This window comes from Halovalidus salilacus (assembly GCF_031852275.1).
GTDB lineage: Archaea > Halobacteriota > Halobacteria > Halobacteriales > Natrialbaceae > Halovalidus > Halovalidus salilacus.
The window spans coordinates 3,868,202-3,880,188 of sequence record NZ_CP134700.1 but is presented as its reverse complement, the minus strand read 5'-3'; the positions used below and the strand labels follow the sequence as shown (position 1 = coordinate 3,880,188).

The following is an 11,987-nucleotide window of genomic DNA, read 5'->3' as shown; positions in this document are numbered from 1 at the left end:
AGCGCGACGGGCGGTCGCGGGGGAGCGCGACTCAGTCGTTCGAGGCGGACGGGCCGGAGGCGCTTCGGGCGGCGTCGTCCGCCTCGAGGGTCGGCGGTCCGTCGTCGGCGTCAGGGTCGGTAGCGTCGCCGTCGAAATCACTCTCGACGTACCCGTTCGAATCGCCGGGACCGTCGTCGTCCGTCGCGGCGTCGACGTGGTCCGTGAACGAGTAGCTCGCGTTCACCTCGTCGGCGAGGAGGTCGACGGCCTCGACGAAGACGGCGACGACGAGCGGGCCGACGACGACGCCGATCGCCCCGAGGGTGAAGAGACCGCCGGTGAAGCCCACGAAGTAGAGGCTCCCCGGCAGGTTGGCGGATCGGCGGGCGAGGCGGGGGCGAACCGCGACGTCCGGCAACGATGCGATCAGGGCGAAGCCCAGGACGGCGACGAGGACCCCCGCCACTAGATCACCGACCGCGACGTGGTAGATCGCGATTGGGGCGATGAGCATGCTCGGCCCCAGGATCGGGATAAACTGGAGGATCCCGGCGATCATCGCGAGTTCGAACGCCGCGTCGTAACCGAGCACCCAGAAGAGCGGATAGGCGACCGCCAGCGTCGCCACGGACGTCGCCAGCTGCAGGACGTAGATAGCGTACAACGTCTCGCGAGCCCGGCGAGCGAGCGCGTAGACCACGTCGCGGTACTCGATGGGAACCGGCGCGATCGCGGCCCGACCGGCGGCGTCGCCCTTGTACATGATCGCGAACAGGAGGAGGACGAACAGCGTGAACTTGATCGCGAGCACCGGTAGCTCGGCGGCGATCGAGAGACCGACGTCCTGAATGACGTCCACCGCGTAGGTCCGAACCTCGTCGGTCTCGACGGTGATCGTTCCGCCGAAGGCGGTCACCGACAGCTCCGCCGGGAGCCCCCTGACGAGTTCGGTCATCTCCTCGAGTCGGAGCGAGAGCGCGACGAACAGGGGCGAGAAAACGGCGACGGCGCCCATAAAGCCGATGCACGTCGCCGACGCCGACGCCGTCCACTCGGAGAGTCCCCGGCGGACGAGCCACCGCTCGACCGGGAGGAGGACGTACGCGACCGTCAGGGCGAGCGTGATCGTTCCGAGCACCTCGAGGAGGATCACACCCGTTACGAGCCCGAGCGCGAGGACCACGCCGGCGAGCACGTAGCGGCGGTTCGCAGTCACAGTGGAGCGTCTCGTCGTGAGTCTAAAACTGTTCGGACTCGACGACGGTCAGCCGTCGATGGCCCTTCGACCGGCTCGTCCGATCCGCGTGAGAAAACCCCGCCGAACCCCTGAAACGACCTCGCGGGAGGTCCGGAGTCGTCCCTCGAGGCGTGACCGGCGATTTCGGTTGGGAGCGGCTGATCGCCTCGAGGCGGACGAACGCGGCGTCGTCGATCGTCGCCCGACGGCGAACTGACCCGGCCACCCTATCCGAACAGGTTCGGGATCGTTCTTTCGGCATGGGAACGGAAACCGCCACTCAAGTGAGTAACCGATGCAGATACCCTCGAGTTCGAGCGCGGTCCGTCGAGACCGGCGCGGACCGATTCCCGCGCCGGTCCCGACGGCCTCTCCGCAACCGAGAGACGACCATGGACGAGTACACCGCGATCATCGCCGCAGCGAACACCGCCACGTTGATCACCGGCGGGGCCGTCGCGCTGCTTTCGTTCCGCGCCTACAGGCGGACGGGGGCGCCGCCGCTGCGAGCCGTCGCGGTGGGCTTCGGCTTCATCATCGTCGGCTCGATCCTCGGCGGCCTCGCCCACCTGCTGGGCGGCGACGTGGCCCTCGGCGTCAGCCTGCAGAGTTCGTTCACGGCGGGCGGCTTCGCGGTCCTCCTCTACTCGCTGTACGCCGAGACGGACCGCACCGTCACCATCAAGTCCGCGAAGACGAAGCCGAAGTGACGGTGGCCGGAACCAGTGTCGGAGCGCACGCGGAGGCGACGCCGGAATGACCGCCGACGGCGCGGATACGACTCGAGCCGACGACCCCGCGACGACCCGAGGCGACGACTCCTGCTTCGACTCCGATCCGGTCCGCGTCGTCGCCCAGGGAACGTTCGACCTCCTCCACCCCGGCCACGTCCACTACCTCGAGGAGGCCGCCACCTTCGGGTCCGAACTGCACGTGGTCGTCGCTCGCCGCGAGTCGGTTACCCACAAGCCGACGCCCGTTCTCCCCGACCGCCAGCGCCGAGATACCGTCGCCGCGCTCGAGGTCGTCGACGAGGTCCACCTCGGCCACCCGTCCGACTTCTCGGTCCCGATTCGGCGGATCGATCCCGACGTGCTCGTCCTGGGCTACGACCAGCACCACGACGAACGGGAGGTCGAGTCGATGCTCGAGTCCTGGGGAATCGACTGTCGCGTCGAGCGAGCGGGTCCGCGCGAGCCGCGAGACGGGGAGGTACTCTCGAGCAGCGAGATCAAAGCGCGGATCCGCCGGCGACGAACCGTCGACGCGCGCTCGCCGTAAGCGGACGGGGCGCATCGGTGCTCGCTGCGCTCGGTCCGGCGTCAGCTCGCGAGTACGGACCCGACCCTCGCTCCGTTCTCGATCACTCGAGTCGCGAGCGGAAGCGCTCGAGACCCATCCCGAGCATGTCGAGGCTGACGGGCTGGAACTCCCCGTCGTCGGGCAGGTACGGACGCACGGAGTCCCAGCTGTCGCGGGCGTAGCGCTCGTCGAGCAGGACGCGGACGCCGACGTCCTCGGGGCTTCGAATCACGCGGCCGATCGCCTGACGGGCCTTTCTGACCGCCGGAACCGTCAACGCGTACTCGAATCCGTCCCCGAACTCGTCGTCGTACGCCCGACGAACCGCCTTCGTTCGCGGGCTCGAGGTGTTCACGATCGGAACGCCGCAGACCACGGCGGCCGAGAGACGGTCACCCTTGTAGTCGACGCCCTCGGTGAGCGTCCCCCGGAGGCTCGTCACCAGCACTTTCCCCTCGCCGGCGAAGAACTCGTCTTTCAGCGACTGGGTCGCCTCGTCGCCGCTCGAGGCGTCGAGCAGGACCGGCTTCTCGATCCGCCCCTCGAGGGCGCCCGCGGCCCACTCGGCTTCGGCGTAACTGGGCATCCCCACGAGCACGTTTCCGGGGAGCCGAGCGATCTTCGCGAGCGCGTCCGCGTAGGCGGTTCTCGTGGGGTTGTCGTCGCCTGGCGAACCGCGGTTGTCGTACGTGAATTTGGGCGCGGCGACGGCGAAGCTCTCTCGGTTCTCCTCGGGGAAGTGCAGGCCGTAGCGTCGTTCGACCACCGGTCGGCCCTCCTCACGCGCGAGGTACTCGAGGCCCGTCACCTCGGTGAACGCGTCCATCGGCTCGAGGGTGGCGCTCATGAGGATGCCGCCGCCGAAACTGGCGAGGCGCGAGCCGATGGCGTCGCTCGGGACGCAGTTGTGCAGGGCGAATTTCGCCGTGTAAACTCGCCGCCAGGAGTCGGCCGGTTCGGTGTCGTTCCACGTCCGCTCGAGTTCGATCTCGCGGAAGTGATCCGTGTGGCCCCGGCGGTACCACTCGCCGAGGACGCGGCCGACGGCGGGAGCCGCCCGAGATCGTTCCTCGTCCTCCGCCTCGTTCAGAATCCGGGCGACGACGGCGCCGACGGACTCGGCGCGGACCCAGGTCGGGTCGGGGTAGCCCGCCCGCCGCGCCCACTCGGTGATCTCGTCCTCGGCGGGGACGGCCGGATCGCGGAGCGGAATCTCGTCGTCGTGAAGGGCGGTCATGTCGTCGAGGTCCGCGTTCCACCCCGGGTGCTCCCGGTCGAGGTGGGCCCGCACCCGCCGGTCGAGTTCGCCCCGCAGGTCCTGGACGAACTCGAGGGTGGCCTCGAGTTCGTCGAACGAGACGTCGGTGTCGGCGAGTTCGGCCCTGACGAGGTCCGCGTCGGCTGTCTTCGAGCCGCCGGTCGCTCGCCGACCCTCGCGTTCGAGTTTCACCGGCTGAATCACCCGGGAAAGTTCGGTCTCGGCGTCTCTGAGCGTCGTGTCGGCGACGCGCTCGCTGACGAGGTCGCGAACCCGGGGCTCGAGCATGTGGGCTTCGTCGCAGACGACGAAGGTCGACTCGTCGAGGAGGGCGCCCGTGAACGCGGCGATCGTCGTCGGGTCGAACGCGTGGTAGTAGTTTCCGATGACGACCTCGACGTGGGAGAGGAGGGCCCCCATCACCGAGTGGGGGCAGGTGCCGTGGCGGACCGAGAGCGCCACGAGTTCCTCGGGGGTGACGAGGCCGGTCTCGGTGAAGTCGAACGGGACGGCCTCTGCGGCCTCGCCCTCGCCGTCGTCCGGCAGGTCCTCGAGGTAGCGGGCGTAGAACGGGCAGTACTCCACCTCGCTCCCGACGGGACCGCCCGTATCGTACTCGGGAATTTCGGGCGGGTACGGCGTCGGTTCGCCGGCGGTCTCGAGGAAGCGCGCGCCGGCGTTCGGCCGGCCGCTGTCGGCCAACCCCGTCTGTTGCTGTCGCGCGCGAGCGGCCAGCGTCCCAGCGGTCGTCTCCCCGCCCTCGCCGGTGAGGTCGCGCGTCCGGTCTCGGAGGGTTTCACATCGGTCGTAGACGGTTCCGTCGTCGAATCCGGCCGCCCGTTCGCGGTTGTACGGGCAGACGTCGGCCTTTCCGACGAGGGTGAGCCCCGAGACGGGATTCCAGTCGTCGGGGAGAGTCGCGTTGATCGTCTCGAGGTCCGCTTCGAACTGGCGCAGTTGCTGTTTGACGCTCGTGAGCACGAACACGCGCTCGAAGTCGGTCTCGGGGTCGCGCACGAGGTCGATCCCCGCGGTGAGGGCGATCATCGTCTTCCCGGTCCCGCAGGCGCCCTCGATGACCGCGTAGCCGCCGTCTCGAGCGGTTTCGACGGCCGTTTCGATGCCGTCGACCTGCTCGTCGTAGGGCTCGTCGTGACCGAAGACCGCCCGCCAGTTCGTCATGCTGCCCGTACTCATCGTCGGTCGTCCATAGCGTTGACGGAGTGGGGTCGTCGAGACATCACCGATCGGTTGCCTCGGCTTCGCATATAACGTCACGGTGCAGTAACGCCGCCGCTCCGGTCCACGTAGTATAGTATATCCGAAATGTTTTTATTTCTATTTAATAAACCAATGATTGTGAAAGTATGATTGACCGACGAATTGCGACCGTACTGGTCCTCACTCTGCTGGTCGTTACCACCGGCTGCCTCGGCGGCGTCGGCCTGACCGACGAGTCAGGCGACGACGAAGACGACGATACCGACGACGAACTCCCCGACGGAGACGAGTTGCTCGAGAACGCCCTGGAAGCCGACGCGAACGTGGAGAACGTCCACGGCGTTCAGACGGTAACGATGGCTACCGACGACGAGGTCGTGGAGACGAAACAGGAAGTGTGGGCCCGAGGCTCCGACCAGATGCGAACCGAAGTGCTGGAGAGCGACAACCCCGACGAGATCGACGTGATGGTCGCCAACGGCTCGACGACGTGGATGTACGACGAGGACGCGAACAAGGCGTCCGTTATGGAGTTGGCGTTCGGGGACGAGGACCTCGACGCGTTCGGTGACGCGCTCGTGGACGTGGGCTACGGCAACGTGTCCGCGTCGGTCGAGGGAACCGACACCATCGCCGACCGCGACGTCTACGTCCTCGAGCTCACGCCCGACGGCGACGACGCGATGTTCGAATCGACGACGATGTTGATCGACCAGGAGACGCACTACCCGCTGAAACAGGAGACCACGACGTCCATCGGCGGCGACCTGACGATCACCCTCGAGTTCGAGGAGATCGATTTCGATCCCGAGGTAGACGACGACCTGTTCACGTTCGAACCGCCGGAAGACGCCGAGGTCTACGACGCGAACGACTTCGAGCCCCAGCAGTTCGACGACGTCGAGGGGGCGGAGAGCGCCGTTCCGTTCGAGATCCCTGAGCCGGACGTCCCCGAGGAGTTCACCCTCGAGACGGTCACCGCGTCCGAGAACATGTACGGCTCGACCGCGACCCAGCAGTACGCCGACGAGAGCGGCACGTTCCTGTCCGTCAGCGTCGGCGATGCGGCCGGCACCGCGTCCGTCCTCGAGCAGGACGGGGAGACGGTGGAGATCGACGACGTCGAGGCGGTCGTTCGCGAGGCCCCCGATCTCGGAACGGCGACGGTCCGGTGGCAGGACGACGGCCTCACGTACACCGTCAACGGCGACCTCGAGACCGACGAACTGGTCGCGATCGCCGAATCGATCGTCGAGTAGCGACCCGGCATCCGCGTCGGTTACCGGTATTCGCCCCAGTCACCGTTTCTCGGAGCGGCCGACGCCACTCGCCAGCGGCGCGAACGCGGCTCGACGCTCGGCGAGGTACGCACCCGTGGCCCCCATCCGTTCGTCGCGACGACCGCCGGCGCGACCATCGATGGTCGATCGGAGAGGGCCGACACAGTCGACGAGTTCGCTATCTCGCAGCCCGAACGCGACGGCGACCGGGCTCGAAGATCACAACGCCTTCGGACGTAGACCGTCTCCGATCGGTATGGACGATTCCGACGCCATCGACGTCGACCGCTGGCGCGACGAACTCGAGTCGAAACGCGCCGAGAAGGACGAGTTCTTCGCCGAGCACCCCCAGTCGCCGATCCCGCCGGACGAGCGCGACTCGTTCGACGGGCTCGCCTACTTCGAACCGGATCCCGACTACCGCGTTCGCGCGAGGGTCGAGGTCCACGACGACCCCGAGCCGGTCTACGTCGAGACCACCGCGGGTCGGGAGATGCGGTACCTCCGCGTCGCCACCCTCGAGTTCGATCTCGAGCGCGAAGCCGAGGGGCTCACCGGCGGGACGTTCGGACTCCACGCCTACCAGCAGGAGAGCCCGAACGAGCAGCCGCTGTTCGTCCCGTTCAGGGACAAGACGACCGGCCAGCAGACCTACGAGGGCGGCCGGTACATGGAACTCGAACCCGAGCGCGACCTCGAGACGGGCGACGAGGTCGTACTCGACTTCAACCTCGCGTACACCCCGTTTTGCGCGTTCAGCGACACCTTCGACTGTCCGCTCCCCCCGGAGGAGAACTGGCTCGAGGTGGCGATCCCGGCCGGCGAACGGGTGGATCGGTGACCGGCGTCGACCCGCGGTCGTGATCGACGGGGGTTCAGGTTCGGCCGATGATCGGCGTTGGTCCGTGACCGAGTTCGATCGGTAACTCGTTCGTCGTGCCGACGGCCCTGGTCCACCGGACTCGTCGGCGAGAACGGTCCGACTGCAAGGCCGTTCGAGCCGACGGATTTTCGCCGATCGAGACGCGTTCGACCTCGAACTGGGGATCGGGTTCGTTTCGACTCGAGTGAGGTGAACCGCTCGACGCTCTCGCCGCCGATCTGACGGCTCGAGTAGAAATGAAGGGGTTGGCTCCGTCGGGGCGGACGGGCGCCGAAAGCTAAACTCGAATTCGTATTTCGATTTCGTTCGTTCGCGTTCGACCCCGTCGAGAGCGACGGGAGGTCGTCCGGAACTACGGCGCCACGCCCACGGTCAGCAGCGTGCCGAACTCACGGTAGCGCTCGACCATCTCCTCGCGGGTGTCCCAGTCCTCGAGCGGGAACTCGGCTTCCGCAGGGATGGTGATCTCGCGGTCGGGGATGTTGTCCTGCTCCGCGACGTGGAGGCCGGCCGTCCGGAACGCCTCGCGGTACTGCTCGCGGTTCCAGCGGGTCATCTCGATCGAGATGAACTCCTGCCACTCGTGGGAGTGGACGTTCTCTTCGTAATAGTTGACGGCACAGTACAGCGTGCCGCCCGGACGGAGGACGCGCGCGATTTCCGCGAGCGCCTCGTGGGGGTCAGCGGCGTAGTAGAAAGCTTCCATCGTCCAAACGTGGTCGATCGAGTCGTCCACGAACGGGAGGGCGCCGAAGTCGCCGACCACGTAGCCCACGTTCGGATCGTCCGTGTAGCTTCGCGCGTTGCGGGCCATCTCGGGGGCGCCGTCGAGGCCGTACACCCGGCCGGCGTCGTAGGTATCGCGAAGGGCCCGTCCCGCGTAGCCGCTTCCGCAGCCGAGGTCGAGAACGACGTCGCCGGGTTCGACGGGCATCCGGGCCAGCGCCTCCTTCGCCGTGTGCCAGTGGCGTTCCTCCATTCCCCTGTCGCGACCGCTCGTTGCCCACTCGTCGAACTCCTCGCGTACGCTCATCGCTCGAGGAGAGGGGGGGCCGGACACAAAATCCGTTCGCACGGCGCGTCGGTCGCGGCGCGACCGTCGACCGACGGTATTACGTCCCATCGTCGACGAGGGCCTCCCCCCGAAGGCGAACAGCGATAGATTTTTAGGGTTGCCTAAAATACTACGAGATAGGGGAAGCGCCAGACCGAATCCGTGGGCATCGGATCGACTGGCCGTCCCCGGTGAGAGTCACCCCACCCATCCCACCCGATTTTCACCCTTCCCGATCGTCGACGCTCGAAGAGCGACCGGGCCCGTTACTGCCGTCGGAGGCCCCACTCGAGAGCAGGACCTCGATCGACCACGCTCGGGGGCGAGCGCCGACGAAACGGAAAGATCCGCACCCTTAAGTCCGTGCCCAAAGACGTTCGTCAGTATGGACTACTCGCTCGAGATCGAGGGGACGCCGGAGTCGGTACCCGGAGGCACGGGCGTTCTCCTGTTGCACCCGAGCACCGGTGAAACCGACCGGATCGACACCGACTTTCTCAAGACCGACACCGACCGCTTCCTCGTCGTCTCCACGCGGACGACCGCCCGCGAAGTCAAACAGAAACTCGAGTACTACGACGTCGACGAGTCCCGCGCCGACATCCTCGACACCCTGAGCATCGAACGGGGCTACTCTCGCCGCTCGGGCGATCACGTTCACTACGTCTCCGCCCCGGACGACATCGACGGCATCGTCCTCCAGATCGAACGGTTCCTCGACGCCCACGAGGGGAAACGCCGCATCAGCTTCGACTCGGTCACGGAGCTCGCCTACTACGCCGGCGAGGAGAACGCGCTCGAGGCCGTGACACGGATCTACGCGCTGCTCGAGGAGTACGACGCAATCGGCCTCTTTCACCTCTCCGAGGAGGTCCACGACGACGCGGTCGTCGAGGCGTTCGTCGACCTGTTCGACGGCGTGATCGACCTCGACGAGGACGGAACGGTCGACGCGGCGTTCTAAGCTCGACGGTCGAGGCGGCGTTCTACGCGAGACAGCAGAACCGGGTTCTACGCTCGAATCGACGCGATCCCGAGCGTTCAGTCGAACGAGTCACTCGAGGAGCGCGTCGAACGTCTTCTCCGCCCACCGAATCGCGTAGGGGGCGCCGTGGTCGCGGTAGGCCTCGGTCTCGAGCGCGGCGAACGGCGCGGGGAGTTCGATCGCGTGTTTGATCGCGGCGCAGGCCAGTTCCGTCGCGTCCGCGACGTCCGTCTCCCCCCGGGCGATCGCGCGCGGAAGGTCGGCGACGCGCCCCTCGAGTCTCGAATCCGCGTCGTGCCACGCGTCGGCGAGGTCCGGGTGGTCGTCGTGCCACGTCGCGAACACTTCGCGGGTCCGCAGGCCCACCCAGCCGTCGAACAATGCCGCGGCGATCTGGTACGTGGCGTTTCCGTCGAGCGGCACCGCGGCGTCGAGGTCGCGGTACCCGTCCTCGAAGAATCCGAGGAAGTGTTCGGGGACCGACGGCTCGAGGCCGAGTTCGACGAACGCCTCGGCGAGCAGGAAGTCGACGAACGATTTCGGCGACCCCCGGACGCGGGGTTTCACGAGTACGACCGGCGGCTCCGTCTGACGGGTCCAGACGACGCTCCCGTCGCCGGGCATGCCGATCGTGAAGTCCGTGCCGGCGTACCGACGGAGGAGTTGCGGGGCGTCCGGGGGGAGCCACTCGTCCGGATACGTCGCCGGTGAGAGGGAGTCGACGACGAGACCCAGATCCTCGGCCTGCGCGGGAGGAAGCGTCTCGAAGTCGCGAGCGCAGTCGAAAACGAGCGTCGACGGTGCGTGCTCCTCGCGGACCGCCTCGACTCGACTCGAGAGGTCCCGAGCGTCGAACATCGGGCGATTCAGGCGAACACCGACTGGACGACGAGGAGAATCGACAACAGCCCCGATACGCCGACCGTCGCGAGAACGATTTTGGTTGCAGTGCTCATACCCGGAGGGTCTCGTCGGCGTCGCTTAAATCCATCTTTCTGGTCCGACCTCCGATCGTTCTGGTCGGATCTCAGCCGCGAGATCGGCTGCTCGAGGGGTCGAACGGCGCCGTCTGCCCGACGCCGATGTACTCGGACGGGTTCGGAAGCGGTCGCCGCCTGGGCCGGGTCGCTGCGACGAAGGTTACTGTTTCAAGTGGTAACGAAACATTCACCGTTTCTAGTGGAGACGTAAATCGTACGGAAGCGGCACGTGGTCGAATAGAAAGAGTGTTTGCAGTCGAAGTAAAGGGGTCGAGGAAACGGGAAGAGACGGATTCAGACGTCGCCGGCCGAACCGATCTCGGTGATCGGAATCGGGAGACAGTTCGTTCCCGATCGTCCTCGGACGGGAAGCGTCGGACCGGTTCGACGCCGACTCCGGCGATCACTCGCCGTTTCGCCACGAGTCCGGAACGTCGATCACGTACCGACCGTCCTCCTGGAGCGAGATGATGTACTCGTCTCGATCGTAGAGCTCCATCAGGTTCAGTTCGTACTGGCCCGGACTGAGGATCTTGATGCTCTCGAACTGCTGGTTGAGTTCCTCGCGAAGGTCCTCGAGCGAGGGTTGCTCGCCAGTGGGTTCGCTGACGACCCGGCCGTGTTCGGGCGGTGCGTCGGAAAGCGCCGGCGATTCGTGAGCGGGCGGCAACTCGTCGTCGGAGACGACGTCGGCCCGAGCGTTCGCCTGGGCGGAGTTCTCCGAGTCGGCCGTCACCGCGTTCGTGGGTGCGGCGGGTCGATCGGACCCGGCCGATCGAGACGTGGCGCGCTCACCGCCGGTTCGGTCGTCGACCGGGTCCTCGGACGAGGTGGCGATTTCGGCGCGAGCACCGCTCGAGTCGTTCTCCGCGTTCGCACCGGTTCGGTCGGTCGTGGTCGATTCGGACGATCGGGAGTCGGATCCGGCTTTGGTACGCGCGGCCGCGGACCGATCGTCGGGCCGTCGGGCCGTGTCGGGCCACTCGGAGAACTCCGTCGACGACGAAGAACGCTCTCGCTCCGGCGGTCTGCGACCGTGTTCGGGCCACGAGCGTTCCCGGGCGTCGTCGGACGAATCGCCCGCTCGAGTGGATTCCGTCGCATCCGACGGTCTGCCGGTTCGGGTAGCCGAATCGGACGGAGCGGTCGACGACCGGTCCCGGTCGTCCGACCGCGAGTTCGGTGGCGTCGCAGCCGACGATCCGGTCGATTCGGACGTCGCCTGTCCCGACGACACGGAGTCCGCCGATCCCGACGACGTCGACGAACTTGCTGTCGACGAGGGGGCGAACTGAAACTTGTTGCCGCCGCAGTCGGGACACCCCGAGAGCATCTCCTTCGAGCCGTCGGGGAACGTGCGGCCGCAGTTCGTACACTGGTGTGGCATTGTGTGATCGGTTAGTTTCGGGATACGAGGGCGCTGATCAGGGTTTCATCCTTGTGGAGCGTTTCGATCTGGTTCGCCGGGCCGATCACCGTCAGCTTCGCCGTCGACTCGTCGGAGCCCATGATCCGCCCCAGTAGCGAGGAATCGCGCGTGCTCGATTTGGGGTAGGTCTCGATCTCGATCCCGTTGAATTCGTCGGGGCTGATCTCGGCCATCGTCACCTCTATCAGCTTGCTCTCCTCGTCGGGGGTCAGCCCCTCCTCGAGGATGACGATGTTCCCGTCGTGGACGCCGTCTAAGATCATCCGGATCTTCTCCATGCTGGCCAGCTCGTCCATCCGTTCGCCGCTGATGAGATCGATCTGAACGCCCTCCGACCGCTCGCCGTCGTCGGCGTTGGTAGCTTTCGGCATGGATC

General features: G+C 66.8%; 12 protein-coding genes and 1 pseudogene. 5 read left to right on the top strand and 8 right to left on the bottom strand.

Annotated features, from left to right (window positions below):
* Nucleotides 1-31: 31 nt before the first annotated feature.
* Nucleotides 32-1,198, bottom strand: a complete 1,167-nt coding sequence (locus RJT68_RS19085) for an AI-2E family transporter (protein WP_407038107.1) — start codon at nucleotides 1,196-1,198, stop codon at nucleotides 32-34.
* 413 nt (nucleotides 1,199-1,611) lie between these two features.
* Between RJT68_RS19085 and RJT68_RS19080 the strand changes: the two genes are divergently transcribed.
* Nucleotides 1,612-1,929 carry a DUF7521 family protein gene (locus RJT68_RS19080; RefSeq protein ID WP_407038106.1) on the top strand — a complete coding sequence of 106 codons (318 nt, stop codon included), beginning with the start codon at nucleotides 1,612-1,614 and terminating at the stop codon, nucleotides 1,927-1,929.
* Between the two features lie 46 nt (nucleotides 1,930-1,975).
* Nucleotides 1,976-2,500, top strand: a complete 525-nt coding sequence (locus RJT68_RS19075) for an adenylyltransferase/cytidyltransferase family protein (RefSeq protein WP_407038105.1) — start codon at nucleotides 1,976-1,978, stop codon at nucleotides 2,498-2,500.
* An 82-nt stretch (nucleotides 2,501-2,582) separates the two neighbouring features.
* On the opposite strand, the gene RJT68_RS19070 is transcribed toward RJT68_RS19075, so the two are convergent.
* On the bottom strand, nucleotides 2,583-4,961 hold the full coding sequence (locus tag RJT68_RS19070; RefSeq protein ID WP_407040412.1) for an ATP-dependent DNA helicase: 2,379 nt from the start codon (nucleotides 4,959-4,961) through the stop codon (nucleotides 2,583-2,585).
* A 185-nt stretch (nucleotides 4,962-5,146) separates the two neighbouring features.
* Between RJT68_RS19070 and RJT68_RS19065 the strand changes: the two genes are divergently transcribed.
* Nucleotides 5,147-6,259 (top strand): DUF4367 domain-containing protein, encoded by a 1,113-nt coding sequence (locus RJT68_RS19065; RefSeq protein ID WP_407038104.1) that lies wholly within the window; start codon nucleotides 5,147-5,149, stop codon nucleotides 6,257-6,259.
* 277 nt (nucleotides 6,260-6,536) lie between these two features.
* Nucleotides 6,537-7,121 (top strand): DUF1684 domain-containing protein, encoded by a 585-nt coding sequence (locus RJT68_RS19060; protein ID WP_407038103.1) that lies wholly within the window; start codon nucleotides 6,537-6,539, stop codon nucleotides 7,119-7,121.
* Between the two features lie 394 nt (nucleotides 7,122-7,515).
* On the opposite strand, the gene RJT68_RS19055 is transcribed toward RJT68_RS19060, so the two are convergent.
* Nucleotides 7,516-8,196, bottom strand: a complete 681-nt coding sequence (locus tag RJT68_RS19055) for a class I SAM-dependent methyltransferase (protein ID WP_407038102.1) — start codon at nucleotides 8,194-8,196, stop codon at nucleotides 7,516-7,518.
* Nucleotides 8,197-8,602: 406 nt separating this feature from the next.
* Here RJT68_RS19055 and RJT68_RS19050 point away from each other — a divergent pair, with 406 nt between their 5' ends.
* Nucleotides 8,603-9,181: a DUF7090 family protein gene (locus tag RJT68_RS19050; protein ID WP_407038101.1), complete on the top strand. Its 579-nt coding sequence runs from the start codon at nucleotides 8,603-8,605 to the stop codon at nucleotides 9,179-9,181.
* Between the two features lie 90 nt (nucleotides 9,182-9,271).
* On the opposite strand, the gene RJT68_RS19045 is transcribed toward RJT68_RS19050, so the two are convergent.
* The 5 genes and pseudogenes from RJT68_RS19045 to RJT68_RS19030 form a co-directional block, all read right to left on the bottom strand.
* Nucleotides 9,272-10,060 (bottom strand): DUF7089 family protein, encoded by a 789-nt coding sequence (locus RJT68_RS19045; RefSeq protein ID WP_407038100.1) that lies wholly within the window; start codon nucleotides 10,058-10,060, stop codon nucleotides 9,272-9,274.
* Nucleotides 10,061-10,068: 8 nt separating this feature from the next.
* The gene (locus RJT68_RS21155) at nucleotides 10,069-10,158 is read right to left on the bottom strand and encodes a hypothetical protein (RefSeq protein WP_455196253.1); all 90 of its coding nucleotides are present in this window, start codon (nucleotides 10,156-10,158) and stop codon (nucleotides 10,069-10,071) included.
* A 427-nt stretch (nucleotides 10,159-10,585) separates the two neighbouring features.
* Nucleotides 10,586-10,918, bottom strand: coding sequence for a Zn-ribbon domain-containing protein (locus tag RJT68_RS19040; RefSeq protein WP_407040411.1), 333 nt, complete (start codon nucleotides 10,916-10,918; stop codon nucleotides 10,586-10,588).
* A 510-nt stretch (nucleotides 10,919-11,428) separates the two neighbouring features.
* Nucleotides 11,429-11,515, bottom strand: a pseudogene (locus RJT68_RS19035) (OapC/ArvC family zinc-ribbon domain-containing protein); the annotation flags it as partial.
* 65 nt (nucleotides 11,516-11,580) lie between these two features.
* On the bottom strand, nucleotides 11,581-11,982 hold the full coding sequence (locus tag RJT68_RS19030) for a DUF2073 domain-containing protein (RefSeq protein WP_407038099.1): 402 nt from the start codon (nucleotides 11,980-11,982) through the stop codon (nucleotides 11,581-11,583).
* Between the last annotated feature and the right edge of the window lie 5 nt (nucleotides 11,983-11,987).

Coding starts and splice junctions, on each gene's coding strand:
- RJT68_RS19070 (WP_407040412.1), bottom strand. CDS start 4,961: ATGACGAACTGGCGGGCGGTCTTCGGTCACGACGAGCCCTACGACGAG.
- RJT68_RS19060 (WP_407038103.1), top strand. CDS start 6,537: ATGGACGATTCCGACGCCATCGACGTCGACCGCTGGCGCGACGAACTC.
- RJT68_RS19075 (WP_407038105.1), top strand. CDS start 1,976: ATGACCGCCGACGGCGCGGATACGACTCGAGCCGACGACCCCGCGACG.
- RJT68_RS19045 (WP_407038100.1), bottom strand. CDS start 10,060: ATGTTCGACGCTCGGGACCTCTCGAGTCGAGTCGAGGCGGTCCGCGAG.
- RJT68_RS21155 (WP_455196253.1), bottom strand. CDS start 10,158: ATGAGCACTGCAACCAAAATCGTTCTCGCGACGGTCGGCGTATCGGGG.
- RJT68_RS19065 (WP_407038104.1), top strand. CDS start 5,147: ATGATTGACCGACGAATTGCGACCGTACTGGTCCTCACTCTGCTGGTC.
- RJT68_RS19050 (WP_407038101.1), top strand. CDS start 8,603: ATGGACTACTCGCTCGAGATCGAGGGGACGCCGGAGTCGGTACCCGGA.
- RJT68_RS19080 (WP_407038106.1), top strand. CDS start 1,612: ATGGACGAGTACACCGCGATCATCGCCGCAGCGAACACCGCCACGTTG.
- RJT68_RS19030 (WP_407038099.1), bottom strand. CDS start 11,982: ATGCCGAAAGCTACCAACGCCGACGACGGCGAGCGGTCGGAGGGCGTT.
- RJT68_RS19055 (WP_407038102.1), bottom strand. CDS start 8,196: ATGAGCGTACGCGAGGAGTTCGACGAGTGGGCAACGAGCGGTCGCGAC.